Source organism: Enterococcus dispar ATCC 51266, from assembly GCF_000406945.1.
Taxonomy (GTDB): domain Bacteria; phylum Bacillota; class Bacilli; order Lactobacillales; family Enterococcaceae; genus Enterococcus_C; species Enterococcus_C dispar.
In genome coordinates, this window is sequence record NZ_KE136354.1 from 640,220 (window position 1) to 662,953 (window position 22,734).

Here is a 22,734-nt window from a genome sequence, read left to right on the forward strand (position 1 = left end):
CTTTATGGGCATCTTGATGTGTGTGGGCTTGTTGTTTGGGGAAGACAGTGAAGGAAGTGATAGTTCTGGCACTACTCCTGGGGGAAGTAGTGTCTCAGAAGAAGTATTGAAACACCGTACAATGGTGGAAAAATATGCTAAAGAATCGGATATCTCAGAGTATGTCCCAATTCTTTTGGCGATTATTCAAGTGGAATCTGGTGGCACAATGGAAGACGTTATGCAGAGTTCTGAGTCAGCCGGCTTACCACCGAATTCATTAAGTACCGAGGCATCCATCAAACAAGGGTGTCTCTATTTTGCGTCTTTGGTTAAGCGTTCTAAAGAATTAGGTTGCGATCAAGATAGTATCATTCAGGCCTATAACTATGGTGGCGGGTATCTGGATTATGTTGCGAAAAACGGGAAGAAGCACAGTTTTGCTTTAGCAGAATCTTTTTCAAAGGGAAAATCAGGTGGTCAAAAAGTCGATTACCCAAATCCCATCGCGGTTAAAGAAAATGGTGGTTGGCGGTATAACTATGGCAATATGTTTTATTGCTTATTAGTGAAGCAATACCTAACTACAACACAGTTTGATGATAAAACCGTCCAAAGAATTTTTGACGAGGCGTTTAAGTATGAAGGAACAGCTTATGTATTTGGTGGATCAAGTCCCGAAACGGGGTTTGATTGTAGTGGATTGACCCAATGGTGTTATGCCAAAGTTGGTTTGAAACTCCCACGGGTGGCTCAGGATCAATATGATGTCATGACCCATATTGATCTAAAAGATGCCAAACCAGGTGATTTGGTTTTCTTTCATTCAACCTATGATGCCGGTACTTATGTAACCCATGTCGGTATTTATGCAGGGGAGAATCGCATGTATCACGCGGGAGATCCAGTAGGTTGGACGAATCTAACGGAAAACTATTGGCAGCAGCATCTTATCGGAGCTGGACGGTACAAATAAGAGAAAAGAGGAAAAATAATGAAGATAAAAATTGAACGGAATCAAAAGGAAAAGATTCAAAAAAAGAAGAAAGAACGAATCTTTTCAGTGGGCAAGCATCGAAAAATGGTACTTGCTCTTTGGCTTTTGTTGACTTGTAGCCTTGTTTTTGGCATCTACAAAAATTTCACTGCTATTGATCAACACACGACTCATGAAAAAATAGTTGTACAAGAGAAGGTAGTGAATACTTCTGGCGTTGAAAGTTTTACGAAGGATTTTTCGAAAGATTACTTTTCATGGAAGAATAATAAAGATGTAATTGAAAAGAGAATGAGTAATCTCGGACAGTACCTCACAGAAGAAGGTCTCGCTTTAACCCAAGAGATGGTTCGAGCGGATATTCCCACTAGTTCCGAAGTTCAATCCGTAAAAATCTTAGACGTTGAGAAGAGCTCGGAGGAATTTGTCGTTTCATTTTTAGTAGATCAAAAGATTACAGAGGGGAAAAAGACACAATCAGTTTCTTCTGCTTATCGAGTGACGATCTTTGAAGATGAAAATGGGAATCATGTTGTAACGAGTTTGCCTACCATGGTTGCAAAACCAGAAAAAGCGGAGTATGAAGTAAAACAAGTAGAAAGTGACTCAGAAATTGATGCCAAAACAACGGAAGAAATCACTGAATTTCTAGAGACATTTTTCAAGCTTTATCCGACCGCATCAGAAAATGAACTCGATTATTACGTAAAATCTGATGCAATGCAACCAATCAACTCTAACTTAAAATTTGTGGAAATATTTAACACTGTTTTTCAAGGAATTGGCGAAGATATTCAAGTCAATGTTGATGTGAAATACTGCGATGTTTTTTCAAAAGCAATTAATTATTTTCAATATAGATTGAAAATACAAAAATACGGAACCTGGATGATTATTGAATCAAAAAAAAAGATTTATAACTAAGAGATGACTAACCTAGTTTTTTGAGTATTGTAAATTAGTCATGGGAAACCGTATCGTAAATGATGCGGTTCCTTGTAATTTATATTTCATATATCAGAATCGATATAGTTTTTTAGAAATGAAATGATGAGGTAATAATTCAGATAGTGGGCTAATACTCATATACAAGTAATTTTGAACGAATATAGTTTTGTAAAAAAACTGTGGAAGGTATTGATTACGCTTGGATATAGGTCTTCTTGTACGTCTTTTTTCAATCGTTGAGATATTTTACTATTGAAGTATACTGGAGTGGTAGAAAGAAACTTTTTATGAAAGTGTGGTTGGTACAATGAAAAGAGAAGTCATTTTAAGCAAATTAAAAAGGCAGATTTATGGTGGCAAGTTTCTTTTAGGTATTGCTACGGCAACTGGGATGAGTGCAGTTAACGCTAAACAAGGTGGAGCAGATTTAATACTAGCCTTAAATTCGGGCAAATTCAGACAAATGGGGAGGAGTTCACTGGGAGGTTATTTACCATTTGCTAACAGTAATGACCTAGTAAAGGAATTTTCTACAAAAGAATTGTTGCCTGTGTTGGATGATTTCCCTGTATTATTTGGAGTAAATGCAACGGATCCCTTAATAAAATCAGATGAATTGATTCGTTATATCAAAGAATACAATTTTGCAGGGGTTGTAAATTATCCGACGGTTAGTTTGATTGATGGCAAGTTTAGAGAGGCTCTAGAAGAAGAGGAAATTACCTTTTTTCAAGAGGTAGAGTTTATAGAGCTTGCCAAAAATAATGGGTTATTTACTATGGGGTTTGTAACAAATAAGAAGGAAGCTGAACAAATGGATAAGGTTGGACCAGATATTGTGTGTATACACTTAGGTCTTACTGAAGGAGGAAATTTAGGTGCAAAAAAAATGCACTCCTTTGAAAATATGCTCAGTACTATTCAAGAAATTTGTGCAAAGTTGATTGAGCGGAAATCGAAGAGCATCATCATGGTTTACGGCGGTCCAATAAATGACTTAACAGAAGTGCGCTACATTTATAATAAATTTCCTGAAATAAAGGGATATATTGGTGGATCAACCTTCGAAAGAATTAATTCAGAACAAATCCTCTCTTCTCAGATTAAATCATTCAAAGATGCTACGCACACACAACACGATAACTTAACTATCCAGATTTTAGAAGGTATTGAAAAATATTATGATTATGTTGACTTTGTAAAAAAATACATAAGTGAAAATTATTCGACAACCATTTATATTAGTGATTTAGCAGATTTTACCAATTTATCTTCAAGCTATCTAAGTGATCTTTTTAAACGAAAAGTAGGTGTAAGTTTTACTGAGTACCTAATCAAGTTTCGGCTAAATAAGGCTATTGAATTAATGAACTCAACGAACTTAAGATTGGTAGAAATTGCAAGTAGCGTCGGTTATTCTGATTACGCACAATTTAATAAGATTTTCAAAAAATATATGAAACAATCACCAAAAAAGTACAGAGAATCTAATATATAAACTATTTCATCACGATGTGAAACGTTTTCAATCGGTCCTGATATACCTATAATCAACTTGTAAGCAGTTAACTGTGACTAAATAAGGAGGTAAAAACGATTGAAAACTGTTGCCTTAGTAGGAACTTTTGATTCAAAAGGGACAGAGTACCAGTACATTAAACAGCTTTTAGAAAAACTTGATTTGAATGTATTTACCATTCATACAGGGGTATTTGAACCATTTTTTACTCCAGATGTTGATGTTTCTGAAATTGCTGCCGAGGTTCAAGAAAATATTGAGACAATCCGTAAGCGCAATGATCGAGCTTATGCCACGGATGTTTTGTCTAAAGGGTTAGAACAGTTGCTTCCTAAACTATTTAAAAAAGGGCTTTTTGATGGGGTTCTATCCTTTGGGGGAACTGGCGGGACTTCGCTTGTGGCACCTGGCATGAGAAAATTACCGATTGGTATTCCCAAAATGATTGTTTCAACAGTCGCTTCAGGAGATACTAGTGTTTATGTTGGGACCAGTGACATCATCATGATGCCTTCAATTGTAGATGTATCAGGATTAAATAAGATATCAAAACGAATTTTTGGGAATGCTGTTTCAGCGATAGCTGGATTGCTAAATTATCGTATTGAAAATGAAGTGGATGAACATCCTCTAGTGGCCGCTACTATGTTTGGTGTGACAACGCCTGCTGTAAATTTTGCTCGAGAATATCTTGAGCAAAATGGTTACGAAGTATTGGTATTTCATGCAACTGGGATTGGCGGTCAGACCATGGAATCTCTAGTTTCGGATGGGTATTTTGCAGGAGTACTTGATTTGACGACGACTGAATGGGCCGACGAGTTGGTCGGTGGAGTTTTAAAGGCAGGTGAAAATAGGTTAGAAGCTGCAGCTTTAGCAAAAGTTCCTCAAGTTGTATCTTTAGGTGCAATGGATATGGTAAATTTTGGACCATTTGATACAGTTCCAGAGAAGTTCAAAAATAGGAACTTCTATAAGCATAACCCAACAGTAACTCTGATGAGAACTTCTGTTGAAGAAAGTCGAGAATTGGGCAAAATCGTAGCAAAAAAATTGAATATGGCACAGATAGAGACAGTACTGCTTATCCCAAACGGTGGTTTTTCTTCTATTGATGTTGTAGATGGCCCATTCTATTATCCAGAAGCTGATAAAGCGCTAATTGAATCAATTAAGGAAAATCTTGACAATGACAATGTAAGAATAATTGAAAAAGAACAAGCAATAAATAATAAGGAATTTGCAGAACTTTCTGCGCAACAATTAATTAATTTAATGAATAAAGAAGGAGACATAATCAATGAATAGTCAAACACGAAAAGAAGTCATTACGAATTTTAAAGAGAAAGTTAATAAGGGAGAGATTCTTGTTGGCGTAGGCGCTGGAACAGGGATTACTGCAAAAAGTAGTGAAGCTGGCGGAGCTGATATGTTGATTGTTTACAACTCTGGTCGTTACAGAATGGCAGGGAGAGGTTCATTAGCAGGCCTTCTTTCCTATGGAGATGCAAATCAAATTGTTGTTGAGATGGGACAAGAAGTTTTGCCCGTTGTGAATGAAACGCCTGTATTGGCCGGTGTTTGCGGAACGGATCCTTTCCGAGTAATGGAGATCTATTTGAAACAGTTGAAAGAACAAGGATTTAATGGAGTTCAAAATTTTCCTACAGTTGGTTTAATCGATGGTGTATTTAGACAAAACTTGGAAGAAACTGGGATGGGGTACGATTTAGAAGTTGATATGATTAAAAAAGCACATGAATTAGACATGTTAACAACACCGTATGTCTTTGATCCTGAACAAGCCCGAAAAATGGCAGAAGCTGGAGCGGATATTCTAGTTGCACATATGGGATTAACCACTAAAGGTACAATTGGTGCCAAAACAGCATTGACCCTTGACGATTGTGTAGAAAAAATTGAAGCAATTATTGATGCCGGTAGAAAAGTGAACCCTGAAATCATGGTAATTTGCCATGGTGGCCCAATTGCTGAACCCGAAGATGCTAAATATATTATTGAAAAAACAAAGGGAATTGATGGTTTCTTTGGTGCTTCCAGTATTGAGCGCTTTGCAGCTGAAAAAGGTATCAGAGAACAAACAGCTGCATTTAAAAAGATTAAGAATTAATAGAGTTTGTTTTTTATATCAAAATCGTTAATAAAAATTTTCTTGGTTTTTCTAATTGGGACATCTAATGAAATTTGTTTCTAGCATATATTGACGATTTTGTAAGAAATCAGTATATATAACATACTAGATACTTTTTTTTAAAATATAGTTAAGTTGTTTATAGTTTTAAGCAAAGACTAACTTCAAGAGAGAGAGAAAAGATAGTATGAGGTTTTTATGTGAACTGATGAAACAAAACTACAGTCCAGCACTCTTTTGAGTGCTGGACTTATTTTAATACTTATAAATACTGTTCTGCTTTTGTACTATGGACAGATCAAAGTCTTGTTTATTATTCACGATTTCATTGTAGACAGTGAGTATGTTCTCAAAATCTTTTGGAGTAGGATTTGAATGGATAGATACTACGGTACACTCTGGTACGAACAGTGAGGGAAGATTAGTTATCAAAAGATCGTACTTGCACATTCTTTCTCTAACTGAGGTAAGGCTAGTAGCATCAATCAAATCCACATTCACTCGCGTTTTTAAATGATATATAATATCTTCTTTCAAAAAATTACAGTGTTCGTAGCTCGTATTGAAAAAGAGTCCAGTCTTAATAGTTGGTGATTTTTGTTCCAATTGATCAGATAATGAGTCCCATGAAGTGACCACCATAAATAGTAGTCGATTAATAACGGAATCATCTACGTAAATTGGTAAATCATTATTTAAAAAATAACGATTTATGATTTCTTTGACTCTTTGTGTAAATCCTTCGTAATAATTATTGAGATTGATAAAAAATTCTTCATTAGGATTATAAAGGATTTTTGCAGGTCCCCAAATATAAGTGGTTGCGTTGTATAGATAAAGCATAAGTTCTTCTTTATTAGAAAGGATTAGATTTTCCTTTTCAATAATTGAATTTAGTGTATTTTCTATCGCGACACGAAGATGATTAATTTTTGGATTTAAGGAGCATTTTTGTTTTAAATCTGTCATTGACCATGCATATTTGTCGTTGAAAAATATATAAAATAATCGATATATGCTCTTTGAGGTTATCTCAGTGTGATAGTGTTGAAAAAGTTTTTGAGTTAACTCTTCTGAAAAAGTAAACCCATGTTTTTGGTCATTTTGTGATTGGCTTGGAAGTAAATGACCTCTACGAATGCGTATAAAATTAATAAATAACATAGTTCTAAATTTATTTACATAAGAATAGGTTTGGCGTGCAGGAGTTTGTAAAAATGGGTAGCAATGCATAAACTCTTGCATGACCTCATCCATCAATTCAACATCTCTCTCAGTAATTACTTTTTCAATGAGTCCATATTTTTCGATTAAGTAGCAAAAATAGAACCAGCATATTTTTCTTTCATCACCGATTATGTCCATATAAGTACAGTCAATGTGAAAGTCGAAAGGTGCTAAAAGTTCATTGATTGTTCCTATCTTTCTTTTCAATGTAGAAATGCTGAGGAAAAGATGATCAGCTAAAGAGGGCAAGTTGGTATGTCTACTTAAAAAGATTTCTTCAAGTATGGAGAATCTTGCAGACTGATTGTAAAGTGCAGAAAAAATAAAAAAAGGATTTTGATCAGGCATGAGAATTAGCCGTACCCCAAGTTGTTTACTACTTTCCAGTTTAGCTGGGTTGATGTATCGGTTGATATCTCCAATGCTTTTACGAACTGTGCTTTCAGAGATTTGGGTAAATTTCGAAATAGTACTTATTTTTTCCCAGTCTCTATAAATGAGAAATTTAATGATTTGATAGTGTCGTTGTAAGCTTTTTTCTAATAATGTTTCCATATGGAGCCTCCAATAGTTAACGAACGTTAGATTAAAAATGAACTTTCTCGATGAGAAGGATTGTTCTATAGTTATTACCGTTGTTGGAAACATAGGTAAGCTGACAAGCTACAATTATTATAACAACATTAGAGTAAGAAAAACAATGGAAGGTAAGGAGAATGGAAAGAAAAAAACGGTCAAGAGTTGTTATCCTTTTAATTTTGTTGATAGCTCTGTTAGTGGGAAGTGTGTACTACTATTTTTTAACTCATCAAACTGCTCCCAATGTAGTTGCTGGCGAAACTGGTGGAAAATCAGGTGAGTTTGTAAAGGATATGAGCGAAAAAGAGTTTGAAGAGCTTCTTCAATCAAAGGCGGATAAAAGCGAAGTACGTTTGAAAATGAATTCTGATATGGTTTTTGAATCATCATCAGAGGTTGGCGAGGTAAGTATATTAAATCCGGCAGGTAATCAATATGCTATACGCGTTCAGACTACAATTGATGGAGAGAATAAAGTTGTTTATGATTCAGGTCTCATTAAGCCAAAACAATATGTATCCCAAGGAAAATTAAGCACTACCATCAAAAAAGGTGTTTATAAAACTCAAAATTTAGTCACCTATTATGAGAACGATAAGGCACAAAAAAAGGTTGGAGAAACCCTGGTAGTAGGGCAATTATCTGTGAATAACTAGAATATCTAGTTATAAATAATAGAAACAATGGAGGAACAAAAATGAAAAAAACGCAATTTGTAGCACTTTTCGGTGTAGTCGCATTTGGAGGAGCAGCATTATTAGGGCCATCAGCTGCGTTTGCCTATGAAGATGGTCAACCAGATCCGAATACCCAACCACAGGAAGTCAAAAAACAAGATTCTGCTACTATTCCGGCAGAAGGAACATTTAAAGAATTTGACCCAACAGATCCAACAGACCCGACTCAACCAGATCCAGATCCAACAGATCCTGCATGGGTTGATGTTAAAATTCCAACAAAAATCTTATTTGGTCAAACGGATGTAAGTACAGGTATTATTTCTCCACTATATGAAATTGAAAATCTTTCCTCAAAAGGAGTTAAGATTTCTGTTAACGATTTTAAGGATAGTGGTACACCGGGAGGATCTGGAAGTCAAACGGATGCTGAAAAAATTAGTGATAAGTTGACTTTGAACTTAACCAATAAAACTGCAAACAGAGACATTGCTTTGCACACGACAGATCCGCAAAATCCTGCTCAATTCCCGGCGGAAATTGGTACTTTGAATCCAACTGGAGACAAGCTTGAATTTAAATTAAGCGGTGGAGTAGCAACAGGGTTTAATTTTGAAAAGAATGCTTTAAATCCACAATATGATTTAGTTCTTAAGTTTGAAGTTCAATAGGAATTGATATGAAAAAATACTATGGTTTTATAGTGCTATCGTTAGTAATCATTCTAACTTTTATTTGTCCAATCGAGACCTTCGCTGAGTCATCAAGTATTCAGTTTAATCATATTCCGATTGAGGGAATCATTGGCAAAGGAAGCGACCAACATTCTAATGTAATTGATGAAAACCAAAATGATAAGATGGATAAATTACCACAATTAGGCAATGAAGGAGATAATAGTAAATTTCTCTCCTTCATTGGAGTGGTCCTTATGCTTATCGCTTTAGAGCTGAGGTTTCTATTGGGAGGTGCTTATGAAAAAAAGTAGCTTTTCTTTGATTATGGCTTTCGTTTGCATTATTGGAAGTTTGTCATTTCCCACATATAGCTTTGCAAGTGATTCTGGTGATACTGCTAGAGACGTAGCGCAAGATGCAACACAGAAAGAATGGAATGACATGAAAGTCTATTTTGAGCAAACTGTGCTTCCAGCTGATGAGGGTTATACTCGAGGATACCAAACATCTACTGATTTTGAATTTTATTGTAATGATTGGTATAAAAATGAGTATGCATATACTGGACCAGCTAAAAGAATTATCAAAAGCATGACTAGTAGTGATCCAAATACTGTGAGTATTAGCTATAATTCAAATAATATTCAATTAAAAAGAGGAAGTGGCTCCTCACCTAAGGTAACAATAAATATTGAATATCAACTAGATTGGTCTTTTCACGTTAAAGAGAATGTGGCTGGAGTTTGGTGGACAGTAAATGATCGCTTTGGTCCAAGCGGGACAATAAAGGATTCTTTTACAGTGAATGTAGCACAAAAACATCTTACAGTAATTCCAAAACAGACAAATAAAATCCAATTAAATCTATTCGATATCAAGGTAGACGATCCTTTAAGCTTCGTGGATTATAGTGGAAACACAGGTGAAGTATCTTATTACATGAAAGAGAAACCTGATGATACAAAAATAGGGGAAACTAGTGGGAAATTTATTTTTTTTGACGATAGCCATACAGTACCTGTTGATATTCCCTTTACTGTTATTGATACCACTCCTCCAACGGGACAGTTGATTAATCCAATTTTCTTGGAATTGGGCACGAATGCTGAAATCAGAGACTTTCTTGAATATGAGCCTTGGGATAATGACACAAAACCTGTTTCTATTTATTCAGATACTGATCCTAACAGTTTAGGCTTGGGAAATCATCCCTTTGAAATGAAGTTAACAGATAGTTCAGGTAATGCATCTTTATTGAAGTCAACAATTGGTGTACAGGATTCTACTCCACCACTAGTTAACACAAAGGAAAAAATCATTGAGTATGGATCAAAAGTAGATGCAAATGATTTTATTCGTTCAATTACTGATAATGATAAAACCGGAAAAATGAGAACTTCGTTTGATCCTTCAAAACCAGCTCCTGATGTAAAAAAGATTGGAAGCCAGGATGTTTTTCTTGTCGTGAGCGATCCGTCTGGAAACAGTACTAAAGCACAAGCAAAGCTAACCGTGAATCCTGATGCTATTGCACCTATCGGGGATGGTATTTTACAAATGGTGCCTGTTAACGGCAGTATATCAACTAACCCACTTGATGTAGTAAAAAATTTGCAAGATAACGATGATACTTCAAAAATAACGGCAAAATATGTAAAAATACCTGATACATCTAAAATTGGTTTGACGGATGCGAAAGTTGAATTATCTGATCAAAATGGGAATAAGTCAGAAGTGACTGTGCCTGTTTTTGTACATGATCATCATAGTATCTTTGATAATCAATATGTATTGAGTTCGCAAAATTTCACTGCCTATTCTAACCAAGTTCCTGCTTCAAAAATTGAAGAATGGATTTTGCAAGAAAGCCAATCTAAAGCGTGGGAACTTTCAAGTGGAAATGAAATATCTAAGCAAATTAAAGTGATTAAGCATGATGTAAAGCCTCAGTTTGGCTCCTATACTGCTACGATCCAACTTGGCAATCTTACGAAAGATATTACGATTAATATTTTAGATGCCAAAGATTTAATTGATGTTACTATCCCGCAAAAAGTAATTTTTGGATCAACAGATGTTCAAAACGGTAAGGTATCATCACCTAGTTACGAAGTGAAAAATAATTCAACTGCAAAGCTCAAAGTATCTTTAGCCAAAATGCAAGTGGATTCTAGTTCAACGATTGATGTCATTCGAGCTAATGATATCGAACCTAGTGGGAAAGATGAAAAAGTGAAATTAAGTTTGAGTTCATTGGAAGAATTTCAGTTTCCGATGATTGAGTTACATCCATCAGTTGTAAATCAAGAATTGGGAATTTTAAATTCTCAAGCAGTTGGTGGCTTTCAAATTAAAGGAGCGTATTACGGAAAATATCAAAATACAAAATGTAACATCCAAATGACCTTCAAATTTGAAGCGATTTAGTAGAGATAACTAGGGTGGTCCCCTGGTTATCTCAATACATAGATTTCATGAGTAATGAGGCGATTGGTTATGCAAAGAAGATATGGTCATCTGATTATTTTAGATAAATTAATTCAAAATGGTTATAAAAAGTATCACTGCCTTTGTGATTGTGGACAAGAAACAGTTGTTTATCATTCCAATTTAGTATCAGGTCGAACAAAAAGCTGCGGGTGTGGAAATGTTAAAAATCGGCATAGATATAAGGATTTATCTAATAAAAAATTTGGTGAACTAGTTGCCCTTACCCCAACAGAAGAACGTAGCGAAGGAACCGTTGTATGGAAATGCCTATGTTCGTGTGGCAATGAAATAATAGCATCGGCAAAACGATTGCAACGAGGAGAAATCCGGAGTTGTGGATGTCTTAAGGAAAAAAAGTTTCACATTGAAACACAAATATTCGGTAACCTGACCGTCATTGAACCATTAAATAAGAAGTTAGATTGGAAAACAAAATGGAGATGCAAGTGTAGCTGCGGTCAATTATGTGAAGTAAGCTATGGTAACTTATCATCGGGTCACACAAAAAGTTGTGGTTGTTTGAAAAGAGTTGAAAGTAGAACTTGTGTAAAAGGAACAATTGTCGAATGTTTGAAAGCTAAATTGGCCAAAAACAATACTAGTGGCGTAAAAGGAGTTTATCGATGTAAGGGAATGTGGGTAGCTTATATTACTTTCCGTGGAAAGCGACACTATCTGGGTACGTATGACAATCTAAGTGAAGCGGCGCTGGCGAGAAAAAAAGCCGAAGATAAGTATTTTTTGCCATTGTTAAAACAATTTTCGAGCTGATAGCCGAATTTCCTGATTGCTTTTATTTAAACCATTGAAAAAGTAAAAGAAATATAGATTTTAGTAATAGTAAATACTGAATGTGAGATTGTTAGAATCAACGATGAAAAATAGGAGGATAGTATAATGTGGCAGGCCAGCCTTAGACATCTATTTAAGAAGAAAAGGTTTCAAGACGTTCGACTTCAAGAGTATTCAGAGAACATTTTGAGAGAGTTTGATTTTCTTATAGAAAATATTTCGCCAGATAATCTAAGAACAACAATCACAAAAATTAATGTAATAAAGGAAAAAGCTAGTTTACTAATGTTTTTTCTAGAGATAAATGAGGAAGAACAATTAACGAGTGATAGAATTATTGAAATAATAGAAAAGGGGTATCCAGATACATTTCTGGAAAAGATATCTTTTGGAAATGATTTAACTAATAGGTATTCATTACTCGAAGAGAGTGTAAAATATTTTGTGTAAATGAATAAAATCCATACAAAAAAGGAAGTCCCTTCTGTAGAATTAAGTTTACGACAACCAATTCACAGAAAAGAGGACTTCCCTATGAATGATTTTACTACAGAAATTGTGCAAACTCTAGTCACTAAAGGAGATTTAAATGAATTATTCCGTTCACACTTAGAAAGAGCGGTAAACACCCTCCTACGGACTGAATTAACGGCTTTCTTAGAGTATGAAAAATATGACCGCACTGGTTTTAATTCAGGTAATTCGAGGAACGGTTCTTATTCTCGATCCATCAAAACCGAATATGGTGAATTAACATTGGAGATACCTAGAGATCGAAATGGCGAGTTCAAGCAACAGACTGTTCCTGCTTATAGACGGACGAATGATACCTTAGAGGAGACCGTCATTCACCTCTTCCGAAAAGGTATTACCATGTCGGAAATCGCAGACTTGATTGAGAAAATGTATGGGCATCACTATACTCCACAAACCATGTCCAACATGACTAAAGTGCTGACTGAAGAAGTAAATGCATTTAAAGTTAGAACTCTAAATGATAAGTATGTCGCTATTTTCATGGATGCTACTTATATTCCTTTAAAACGGCAAACCGTCTCCAAAGAAGCAATCTATATTGCCATTGGTATACGAGAAGACGGCACTAAAGAAGTACTAAGTTATGCGATTGCTCCGACTGAATCGACCTACGTTTGGAATGAGTTGTTACAGGACATTTACTCCAGAGGGGTTCATGATGTCTTACTATTTATTACCGATGGCTTAAAAGGCATGAAAGATAAGATTTACCAGATTTATCCTAAAGCTAAATACCAACATTGCTGTGTTCGCGTTTCCCGTAATATTGCTCATAAAGTACGTGTCAAAGATCGAAAAGAAATCTGTGATGATTTTAAGCTGTTTATCAAGCTAGCTCAAAGGAAGAGGCAAATACCTTTTTAGGGAGTATGATTGAGAAGTGGCAGAAAACTTATCCTAAAGTGACGCAGTCACTGATAAAAAATCAAGATTTATTGACTTTTTATGAGTTTCCGCCTGGTATCCGCCGAAGCATTTACTCAACTAATTTAATCGAATCTTTCAATAAACAAATCAAGAAATACAGCCACCGCAAGGAACAGTTCCAAAATGAAGAGTCGATGGAACGTTTCTTAGTCTTGCCTTTTGATACTTACAACCAAAAATTCCTAGGTCGCAGTCATAAAGGTTTCCAACAGGCCGAAGGCGAGCTCGAACAAATGCTGAGTCAACCGATGGAGAATTAGAAACAATCTACAGTAGGGAAGAACCATTTACACAAAATTATTGACGCTCCCAAGCTAAAACTCCTATTAATCGATCTACTAAAAATAAATAAAAAAATTCTTTTCAATTTTTATTTATGGTATGACATAAATAAAGTAAAGTTATTCTTCTAGGTTAATCTTATTAATGCAAGGCAAGACATTTGGTAATTGAAGAATAACAAGCAAAAAAATAGCAGTCAGGTCTCTTGACAAAGTATAGTTGCTATTCTTTTTTTAGGCCCTACTTTAATGAAATTTTTGTTTGGAGGGAACGACTTCATTCCTTTGATTATTTCAGTTGAATTTAATAGAGAAGCCTGGCGTCTATTAAGAAATACTTTTCTTGATGAGCGTCAATTTTTTTAACGGAAATCTATCCTATACTAAATTCAGTAAAGAAAAAGGAGGAATCAAAGAAAGCTATTTTAAACAAACCAAAATTATAGGAGGAATAAATTATGACTGAAAATAAAGCTACTCAAGAAAGAACACCCCAAGAAAGATTGCAAGAAGAACAAGAACACAAGGAACATGTTCATCATACGAAAATTAATGCAGCGGCCATTGCGGATCATCTTTTAGGCAATATGCATACATTACATGTGAAACTGCACCAATATCACTGGTATGTAAAAGGAGCCAATTTCTTTACGTTGCATGAAAAATTTGAAGAGTTGTATAACGAAAATGAAAAATGGTTCGACAAACTTGCGGAGCGTCTAATTACTTCTGGGCATAAACCTGCTTCGACAACGGTTGAATTTGAAAAATATTCGATGCTTTCGGAAGATGCAGTTAATAAATACGCTAAAGCAGAAGACATGGTTGAAAATATTATCGAGGACTTCAGAAGCACTCGTGACCTAACTATTCGCGCGATTCGTTTAGCTCAAGACGAGGGTGACGATGCTTTAGAAGATACATTGATTGCTTTTAAAAATGACTTAGATAAAAACATTTGGATGCTGCAAGCGTTCATTGGCAAAGAGGCATTGGAAGACGACGATGCGTTTGATGAGGATGAAGATTAGGTTTTTCGTAAACATACATTTAAAAATTAAAGATTTTGGGGTTGGGACTCTTTCCAGCTCCTATTTTTTTGCCGTTAAAAAGACTTTTCTTGATGAGAGTCAATTTTTTTGAGGTAGGGGGCCTTTATACTAAATATAGGAAAGTTAAAAAAAGGACAATAAACTGATAAAGGGGAAGAACGAATTGACTCAATACACCCAACCACATGCAGCAGGAGACCACTCAGCTTGTATCCGCTTAGTCCCGATATTCAATCATTTGGAGGAAAGCTCGATGGATCGCATTGCTGGAAAAGCTCACACGAAGCACTATCAAAAAGGGGAGTTTCTGTTTCGCTCGCAAGAAAAAGATGATGCCTTGTATATTGTGAATCGCGGAAAAGTCCGCATCTATCGCTTGTCTGATTCTGGCAAAGAGCAACTAGTGCGTATTTTGAATCCGGGTAACTTTACGGGAGAATGGACGTTGTTCAATCCTGATGTTGTGCACGAGGAATACGCAGAAGCTACTCGAGATACGTCTGTCTGCATGATTCAACAACATGATGTACAAGAGTTTCTAAAAGAGTATCCTGCAATTTCGTTAAAGCTGCTAGGAGAGATGTCGCAGCGGTTAGAAAGATCCGCACGTCAAACCGCACAAGTAGCCGTGGAGAGTGTCATTACCCGTTTAGTTTTGTTTTTAGCAGAAAATGTGGAACCTGAAATGGGCAACTCTCCCACCATCACCCTGCCGATGGCAAAAAAGGACATTGCTTCCTATTTAGGAACGACACCTGAGACCATCAGTCGCAAATTTGGAGAATTGGAGAACGAGGGATTGATTCAACAGCTGTCTGGGAAAAGGATCAAGATTCAGGATTTAGATGATTTATTGCTTTACAGCGAATAATCGGACACGGAAAAGTGGCGTATTACGAAGCGAGTGACCAGGGAGCTAAAAGTGTATTCATTGTTTGGTTTCCATGGAGCTTAGCCGGAATCTTGTTCAGCATCACCATGACTAGAATGACGCGAAAAATTGAAGAAATGGAGCAAATGGTACCTACTACCATCCGACTTTTTTATACGAGTCATTGTGGAGTTTGTTGGGCTTTGTCCTCATCGTCACTATACGGAACCGAAAAATAGCTTTTGCGTCAAGAAGAAGTCGCTTTGAGTTACGTTTTGTGGTACTCAGTGGGTCGGTTCTTCATTGAAGGTATGCGAACGAACAGTTTATGGATTGGCGAGTGGATCCGCGTTTCGCAAGCCTTGTCTCTGGCCCTGTTTATTGGCGCGATTGTAGTATGGTTTATACGCAGACAAGATTATCCACCAATTTCTTATTATTCTGATGGCAATAAGGGGCAGAAAAAGACTATTAAGATGGTGAATTGAGCAAAAAGATAAAAAGAAGTACCGAACTTGATATGCGTCAATTTTCGTTTGCTAAAAGTGAGCTATACTACAGTTGTAAAGAGGAAAAGGCAGTGTTCATTAATCTGCTGCCGATAAAATAAAAACACATAAAGGAGATAGGAATTATGGAAAAAGCTATATTGCAATTAGAAACGTTGTCTTGTCCAAGTTGTATGCAAAAAATTGAAGGTGCCGTGAAATCAGTTAACGGTATTGATAAAGACAGCATTAAAGTATTATTCAACTCCAGCAAAGTCAAAACCAATTTTGATTCAGCTGTCACTTCGATTGAAGAGATTCAAAAAGCTATCGAAAACGTAGGCTATCCGGTCCTTAAAGCAAAAGTCAAGGCCGCTTAACAGATTAAATGAACTAGGCAATTCTGGAAGAAAAGCTATTTTTCCAGGATTGCTTTTTTTGTTGCAATCCGATTCGAGGTGCTTAGAAACGATAAAAGAGAACTTTCTAAACTTGATAGCCGTCAATTAATTACTTAGGCAATTATCTTATACTGTGTTTATCAATAAAAGAGAAATTAAATTTGGAGGGAAAAAGCATGCAACAATATATATTAAGCAAGAAAAATGTTATCACCGTCATCAGTGGATTGTTAATCGCACTCGGTTTCTTCAGTCATTTTGTTTTAGAAAATGTAGGACTTTCAGAGTGGTCTTTGATCATCGCCTCTGTCTTTGGGATTACGCCAATTGCCATTCAAGCGTTTCAAGCAATGAAAGTCAAAGTCATCAGTATTGATGTCTTAGTCAGTATTGCAGCGATTGGTGCGCTTTTTATTCAAAATTATGAAGAATCGGCTATTGTCACGTTCTTATTCTTATTCGGACACTACTTGGAACAACGAACATTGAACCAAACGCGATCTGCTATCAAAGAATTGACTGAAATGGCACCCGAAAGCGCCTTGAAACAAATGGATAATGGCGAATTTGAAGAAGTAGAAGTGGATGATGTAGATGAAGGGGATATCTTGCTCGTTAAAACGGGTGCGAAAGTTCCAGTAGATGGTACAGTCCTTACGGGTGAAGGGCATATCAATGAAGCTAGCATTACAGGTGAAGCTGTTCCGGTCAACAAGCTAGCTGATGCAGAAGTTTTTGCAGGAACCATTTTAGAAAACGGAACGATTCAAATCAGAGCTGACCGAGTTGGTGAGGACACCACATTTGGAAAAATTATTGAACTCGTGGAAGAAGCACAAGATTCTAAATCCGAAGCGGAACGGTTCATTGATCGCTTTTCTAAATACTACACACCAGCTGTCTTGGTTCTGGCAATTGTTGTATGGGCGTTCAGTCAAAATATTGAGTTAGCAATCACCATCTTGGTTCTAGGTTGCCCAGGCGCATTAGTTATCGGAGTGCCTGTCTCAAACGTTGCCGGTATTGGGAATGGTGCTCGTAACGGTGTTCTTTTAAAAGGGAGTGAAGTCATTCAAGACTTCAGCAATGTGGATACAATTGTATTTGATAAGACAGGTACTTTAACTGTCGGAAACCCAACCGTTGCAGCGACTGAACTGTATGAAAAAGATTCTGCTGAAACGCTTGGCTATCTGGCCAGTGTGGAACGGGAATCAGATCATCCATTAGCAAAAGCGGTCTTAAATCAAATTGGAGAAACAAACTTTTATCCTGTTGAAGAAACTGAAGTCGTGAAAGGCGGCGGAATCGTTTCAAGTGTAGCTGGACATAGAGTGGCTGTTGGGAATGTGGCCTTGATGGAAAAAGAAAATGTTACTCTCAGCAAAAATGTGCAAAAAGATGTCAAACGGTTTGAACAACAAGGGAATTCTCTCGTTTTGACAGCGGTCGACGGTGAATTAAAAGTACTGATGGGCATTCGCGATCAAGTCCGTCCGGGTGTGAAAGCTAATTTACAGGAATTAAAAGACTTGGGCGTGAAAAATCTAGTCGTTCTTTCAGGAGATAACCAAGGAACCGTTGATGTGGTCGCCGGCGAACTTGGTTTGACCGAAGCTCACGGCCACATGTTGCCGGAAGACAAATCGGCTTATATCGGAAAACTTCAACAACGTGGTCAAATTGTAGCCTTTGTTGGAGATGGCGTTAACGATAGTCCGTCCTTAGCTTTAGCAGACATTGGAATCGCAATGGGAAGCGGAACGGACGTAGCGATTGAAACATCCGATGTCGTTTTAATGAACTCGAACTTCAGCAACTTGCCTCACGCATTAGGATTAGTAAAAGCCACCGCAAATAATATGAAACAAAATATCGTGATTTCAATTGGAGTAGTGTTGGTCTTGTTGACCAGCGTCTTCTTCAGCGAATGGATGAATATGTCTATCGGAATGTTGGTTCATGAAGGTAGTATCTTGGTGGTAATTTTCAATGGCATGAGATTAATGAAGTATAAGTTGAAAGGTCGAAAAGAACAAAAAGAAGTATCAGCACCTGCAGAGAAAGTAAAAATATCTTAAGAATAAATTAGAAGAGGCTGAGACAATAGTCCATCCTTGAAATGACAAAAGCGGAAACTCAGATTTTTAAATCTGGGATTTTCCGCTTTTTTGAGTTCTTAAAAAAAAAATAAAAGTATAGAGTATGTTCTTTATAAAATTAATTTTCGTGAAAATGATTAAAAAATTTAATAATAAAATTTAAATTCCTATTAAGTTGTAACACATGAAATTGCTTATAATAGTGTATTGGAATTAAGATAGATTGACAAAAGAGTGATCAAATAGGTATAATTCATTCAAATAATCGTTTGAATGTGAGGTGAGATGAATGGGAAACGTTTGCCAAGTGGCTATCGTACATAAAGAAAAAGTAGCTAGTGTTAAAAACAATTTAAAAGATAAAGACCTTTCAACTTTACTTATATTAGGAAAATGTTTTAGCGATTCTTCTAGGATTAAAATTTTTTATACTTTAGAAACTTATAAGGAGATGTGCGTTTGTGATTTAGCGGCGATACTTAATGCTAGTATTGCTACAACGTCACACCATTTACGTTTTTTGAAAAAGAACGAAATAGCAAAATCACGTCAAGATGGAAAAGTAGTTTATTATTCTTTAGCGAATGAAGAGATACTTTCCGCTGTGCAGGATTTTCTAAAGTTGTCAGAAAATATATCTATGAAAATTTAGTTTGGAGGAAGTTATTTTGTTACAAAGTATTTTATCAGCTCTCGCTGTTTACGTTTCTACCAGCATTGATTATTTATTTATCTTGCTGATTATTTTTTCTCAAAGTCATACAAAAAAAGGGCTCCGTCAGATTTTTTGGGGTCAATATCTAGGAACAGGTATCTTAGTAGCCGTAAGTTTATTTGCAGCATATGTGCTGAATTTCATTCCGCAAGATTGGATCATTGGGCTTCTCGGTCTAATTCCGATTTTCTTAGGAATCAGAGTGGCATTGGTTGGCGAAGAGGAGGAAGAAGAAGAGGAAGTCGTTGAAAAGCTTGAATCAAGAGGAACAAACCGCTTCTTTTGGACCGTTGCCTTAATAACAATTGCTTCTGGTGGCGATAACTTAGGGATTTATATTCCTTACTTTGCCTCGTTATCTTTTTCAGAGATTGTCACCGCTCTAATCGTATTTGCTATTTCTGTTGCGGTTCTTTGCTATATCAGTTACAAATTAGCCAAGATTTCTTTTGTTTCCGAAACCTTAGAAAAATATGAACGAATCCTTGTTCCTATAGTGTTTATTGGCTTAGGAATTTATATTTTGATAGAAAATGGGACGATTCAAACACTATTAAATTTTATATAAACAACTACGATAGTGAAGTTCAAATAAAAAAAGACAGCGAGATTTTAACTCGCTGTCTTTTTTTATTTGAACTAATGAATTGTAAAATCATTTTAACCTTGTAGTTTGTCTTTATTTTTCTTTTTCTTGTTCTTCGATATGAGTTGAAACTTGCTCAAGAATACTAAAAATATGAAGATCGTCAAGGCTATAAATCATATTTTTACCAGCTCTTTTTGATTTTACTAATCTTGAAGTCTTTAAAGTTTTTAACTGGTGAGAAATTGCTGATTGTTCCATACTCAAAGAATGCGCAATAGCTCCAACGCTAAGTTCTTCTTTCTGCAGAAGAAATAAAATTGAAAGTCGGGTAGGGTCACTGATCATTTTAAATATTTTACTTACCTCTTGGATAGATTCATTTTTTAATGGAGAAGTTGATAATGAATTCATAAGAATTTCTCTCCTTCATATGTTTGTTTATTCACATTTAGATTATCATAATATTTTTATAAAGCAAGATTTTTTGTATAAGGGTAGCTATTTTAGAGTCCTATTTTTTTTATCACCTAAATAAGATAACTATTTTTTTGACAAATTAGATAGAGCGATATAAAATGAATGTATAGACATATGAATGTTCGTTCAAACGTAATTCGTAAGCATTACGATTTCTAAAAAAAAGTTTTATTAAGAAAGGTGATAGAAATGAAAGAGATTCAAGAGCAACACTCACACGAAAATAATAGTCACGATCATGGGAAAATGCCAATTATTTTGTACTTTATTGGTTTAGCATTGTCGCTCATTGCGTTATTTGTAAACGGAGAAAATAATTTAATCCAAAACACTTTGTTTTCAATTGCTTCAATTAGTGCTGGTTATCATGTCATTATTCTTGAAGGAATTGGAGAAACGATTGAAAACTCAAAAAGACAACACAAATTTACCCCTAATTCTCATATTTTAATGGGAATAGCTGCAATAGGTGCTTCTCTGATAGGAAATTTTTGGGAAGGAACGTTATTGGTTCTTATTTTCTCTGGAGCACATTTTCTTGAAGATTATGCTGAAGGAAGAAGTAAAAGAGAAATTACCAAGTTATTAGAAATGAATCCAACAACAGCTAGGCTAATCATGCAAGATGGCAATACAACAATCGTTAATGTTAGTGAGTTGAAAGTAGGAGATCAACTTCAAGTGTTAAACGGTGACCAAGTACCGATTGACGGAGTAATAGTATCAGGCTCTACTTCGATTGACGAATCTTCTATTAATGGTGAGAGTATACCTAAAGAGAAATCAAAGGGAGACGGAGTTTTTGGGAGTACAATTAATGGAACGGGTACCTTTACTATGGAAGTCACAAAAGAAACTAACGATACTGTCTTTTCAAAGATTTTACAACTAGTGAATCAAAATCAAGAGAATCAAACAAAAGCGTCTAGTATTATCCAAAAGTTTGAGCCTAAGTATGTTAAATTTGTTTTAATTGCAATCCCACTCTTCATTTTACTTGCTCCTATGCTGTTTGATTTGACATGGTCACAAAGTATTTATAGAGGATTAGTCCTTTTAGTCGCAGCTTCTCCGTGTGCTTTAGCAGCAGCTACCGTATCCGTAACATTGTCAGCCACTTCTAATCTAGCAAAAAGAGGCGTACTTTCAAAAGGAAGTGCCTATTTGTCCCAATTAGCGGATATTCAAGCCATTGCCTTTGATAAAACAGGAACATTAACTAAAGGGAAACCGGAAGTAACCAATTATTACTTTTCTGATTCTGTGAACGAGGAAAATATGATTGATATCGTAGTGGCTCTTGAAAAAGAATCAAATCACCCGTTAGCAAGTGCTATTTTAGACAAGTTTGAACCAAAAAATAAACTAGCTATTGAAGTGGAAAATCAGATTGGAAAAGGTTTAATAGGCGATTATAACGAAAACACTTATCGTATAGGTAAACCAACTTCTTTTGAGGCTGTATCGGATGACTATACACGTTTGAATAAAGAATGGGCTTCAGAAGGTAATACGGTTGTATATGTATCAGAAAATGAAAAAGTAATCGGCCTGATAGCATTAATGGATATTCCAAGTGAACATGCGAAAGCAACTATAGATTACTTTAAGAAGTGTGGTATCCATACCACTTTAATTACTGGGGATTCTGAAATGACAGGGCAAGCTGTTGGTAAACAATTAGGAGTAGATCAAGTAATTGCAAACGTCATGCCAGAAGATAAATCTAACATTATCAATGAACAAAAAGAAACCTATGGTATAACCGCTATGGTGGGAGATGGTATAAACGACGCACCTGCTCTTGTGAAGGCAGATGTTGGAATTGCTATGGGAGAGGGTACGGATGTTGCAGTAGATGTATCTGATCTAGTATTAATGAAAAATGATTTGTCTAAATTGGTAAAAGCTCATGAAATTTCTTTAAAAATGAATCGAGTTATTTGGCAAAATATTATTTTCTCAATGGTAGTTGTCGCTTTTCTAATTACCGTAAGCTTAGTAGGATTAACGGATATAGCCATTAGTGTGATTGTTCATGAAGGAAGTACCTTAGTCGTGATATTAAATGGTCTTCGATTATTAAAGTCTAAATAAATACATGAAATTGGATAAAATCATGTATAAAGAACCCTACACCCATAGGGTTCTTTTTTATGACCGCCAGAAATAAACGATTATATACCATAATCGGATAAAATCATGTATCGAAAATAGAAGCCTACGTTTTTTCTTTAATTATGTCTAATTTGGGTGT

Annotated in this window: 20 protein-coding genes and 2 pseudogenes; 20 read left to right on the forward strand and 2 right to left on the reverse strand. The window is 35.8% G+C overall.

From position 1 onward, the window contains the following. Positions 1 to 4 precede the first annotated feature (4 nt). The 5 genes from RK01_RS03120 to RK01_RS03140 all read left to right on the forward strand — a co-directional run bounded on the left by RK01_RS03120 (position 5) and on the right by RK01_RS03140 (position 5,574). Positions 5 to 955: a bifunctional lytic transglycosylase/C40 family peptidase gene (locus tag RK01_RS03120; protein ID WP_428829707.1), complete on the forward strand. Its 951-nt coding sequence runs from the start codon at positions 5 to 7 to the stop codon at positions 953 to 955. An 18-nt stretch (positions 956 to 973) separates the two neighbouring features. Then, on the forward strand, positions 974 to 1,900 hold the full coding sequence (locus tag RK01_RS03125) for a conjugal transfer protein (RefSeq protein ID WP_016171829.1): 927 nt from the start codon (positions 974 to 976) through the stop codon (positions 1,898 to 1,900). A gap of 331 nt (positions 1,901 to 2,231) precedes the next feature. Then, entirely contained in the window at positions 2,232 to 3,422 is a 1,191-nt protein-coding gene (locus RK01_RS03130) for a phosphoenolpyruvate hydrolase family protein (RefSeq protein ID WP_016171830.1), read from the forward strand. A gap of 99 nt (positions 3,423 to 3,521) precedes the next feature. Continuing rightward, positions 3,522 to 4,751 (forward strand): Tm-1-like ATP-binding domain-containing protein, encoded by a 1,230-nt coding sequence (locus RK01_RS03135; RefSeq protein ID WP_002390848.1) that lies wholly within the window; start codon positions 3,522 to 3,524, stop codon positions 4,749 to 4,751. Then, a complete protein-coding gene (locus RK01_RS03140; RefSeq protein WP_002390847.1) occupies positions 4,744 to 5,574 on the forward strand; it encodes a phosphoenolpyruvate hydrolase family protein in 831 nt (276 codons plus the stop codon). The genes RK01_RS03135 and RK01_RS03140 overlap by 8 nt, the downstream gene beginning before the upstream one ends. Positions 5,575 to 5,850: 276 nt before the next feature. Here RK01_RS03140 and RK01_RS03145 read toward each other — a convergent pair whose 3' ends face one another. Then, positions 5,851 to 7,377: an AcpB/EbpR/MafR family transcriptional regulator gene (locus tag RK01_RS03145; RefSeq protein ID WP_016171831.1), complete on the reverse strand. Its 1,527-nt coding sequence runs from the start codon at positions 7,375 to 7,377 to the stop codon at positions 5,851 to 5,853. Positions 7,378 to 7,538: 161 nt separating this feature from the next. Here RK01_RS03145 and RK01_RS03150 point away from each other — a divergent pair, with 161 nt between their 5' ends. The 14 genes and pseudogenes from RK01_RS03150 to RK01_RS03215 all read left to right on the forward strand — a co-directional run bounded on the left by RK01_RS03150 (position 7,539) and on the right by RK01_RS03215 (position 19,979). Next, positions 7,539 to 8,057: a hypothetical protein gene (locus RK01_RS03150; protein WP_016171832.1), complete on the forward strand. Its 519-nt coding sequence runs from the start codon at positions 7,539 to 7,541 to the stop codon at positions 8,055 to 8,057. 41 nt (positions 8,058 to 8,098) lie between these two features. After that, a complete protein-coding gene (locus RK01_RS03155) occupies positions 8,099 to 8,749 on the forward strand; it encodes a hypothetical protein (RefSeq protein WP_016171833.1) in 651 nt (216 codons plus the stop codon). An 8-nt stretch (positions 8,750 to 8,757) separates the two neighbouring features. Beyond that, entirely contained in the window at positions 8,758 to 9,066 is a 309-nt protein-coding gene (locus RK01_RS03160) for a hypothetical protein (RefSeq protein WP_016171834.1), read from the forward strand. After that, positions 9,053 to 11,182 carry a hypothetical protein gene (locus RK01_RS03165; RefSeq protein WP_016171835.1) on the forward strand — a complete coding sequence of 710 codons (2,130 nt, stop codon included), beginning with the start codon at positions 9,053 to 9,055 and terminating at the stop codon, positions 11,180 to 11,182. The genes RK01_RS03160 and RK01_RS03165 overlap by 14 nt, the downstream gene beginning before the upstream one ends. A gap of 69 nt (positions 11,183 to 11,251) precedes the next feature. Further along, on the forward strand, positions 11,252 to 12,016 hold the full coding sequence (locus tag RK01_RS03170; protein WP_016171836.1) for an AP2/ERF family transcription factor: 765 nt from the start codon (positions 11,252 to 11,254) through the stop codon (positions 12,014 to 12,016). A gap of 126 nt (positions 12,017 to 12,142) precedes the next feature. Further along, entirely contained in the window at positions 12,143 to 12,487 is a 345-nt protein-coding gene (locus RK01_RS03175) for a DUF7006 family protein (RefSeq protein ID WP_016171837.1), read from the forward strand. Between the two features lie 84 nt (positions 12,488 to 12,571). Further along, a pseudogene (locus tag RK01_RS03180) lies at positions 12,572 to 13,761 on the forward strand (IS256 family transposase). A gap of 479 nt (positions 13,762 to 14,240) precedes the next feature. After that, positions 14,241 to 14,813 (forward strand): Dps family protein, encoded by a 573-nt coding sequence (locus tag RK01_RS03185; RefSeq protein ID WP_002307615.1) that lies wholly within the window; start codon positions 14,241 to 14,243, stop codon positions 14,811 to 14,813. 184 nt (positions 14,814 to 14,997) lie between these two features. Next, complete coding sequence (locus tag RK01_RS03190) at positions 14,998 to 15,705, forward strand: Crp/Fnr family transcriptional regulator (RefSeq protein WP_140444184.1); 708 nt, start codon at positions 14,998 to 15,000, stop codon at positions 15,703 to 15,705. 145 nt (positions 15,706 to 15,850) lie between these two features. Then, positions 15,851 to 16,193, forward strand: a pseudogene (locus tag RK01_RS03195) (prolipoprotein diacylglyceryl transferase family protein); the annotation flags it as partial. 146 nt (positions 16,194 to 16,339) lie between these two features. Then, the gene (locus RK01_RS03200) at positions 16,340 to 16,573 is read left to right on the forward strand and encodes a heavy-metal-associated domain-containing protein (protein WP_003103602.1); all 234 of its coding nucleotides are present in this window, start codon (positions 16,340 to 16,342) and stop codon (positions 16,571 to 16,573) included. Between the two features lie 197 nt (positions 16,574 to 16,770). Next, positions 16,771 to 18,675: a heavy metal translocating P-type ATPase gene (locus RK01_RS03205; RefSeq protein WP_016171841.1), complete on the forward strand. Its 1,905-nt coding sequence runs from the start codon at positions 16,771 to 16,773 to the stop codon at positions 18,673 to 18,675. Positions 18,676 to 18,985: 310 nt separating this feature from the next. Then, positions 18,986 to 19,348 (forward strand): ArsR/SmtB family transcription factor, encoded by a 363-nt coding sequence (locus RK01_RS03210; RefSeq protein WP_016171842.1) that lies wholly within the window; start codon positions 18,986 to 18,988, stop codon positions 19,346 to 19,348. A gap of 16 nt (positions 19,349 to 19,364) precedes the next feature. Further along, positions 19,365 to 19,979: a CadD family cadmium resistance transporter gene (locus tag RK01_RS03215; RefSeq protein WP_010620830.1), complete on the forward strand. Its 615-nt coding sequence runs from the start codon at positions 19,365 to 19,367 to the stop codon at positions 19,977 to 19,979. Positions 19,980 to 20,090: 111 nt separating this feature from the next. Here RK01_RS03215 and RK01_RS03220 read toward each other — a convergent pair whose 3' ends face one another. Then, complete coding sequence (locus tag RK01_RS03220; RefSeq protein ID WP_002301366.1) at positions 20,091 to 20,411, reverse strand: ArsR/SmtB family transcription factor; 321 nt, start codon at positions 20,409 to 20,411, stop codon at positions 20,091 to 20,093. A 255-nt stretch (positions 20,412 to 20,666) separates the two neighbouring features. On the opposite strand from RK01_RS03220, the gene RK01_RS03225 reads away from it, so the two are divergent. Then, positions 20,667 to 22,574 (forward strand): heavy metal translocating P-type ATPase, encoded by a 1,908-nt coding sequence (locus RK01_RS03225; RefSeq protein WP_002301365.1) that lies wholly within the window; start codon positions 20,667 to 20,669, stop codon positions 22,572 to 22,574. Positions 22,575 to 22,734: the final 160 nt, after the last annotated feature.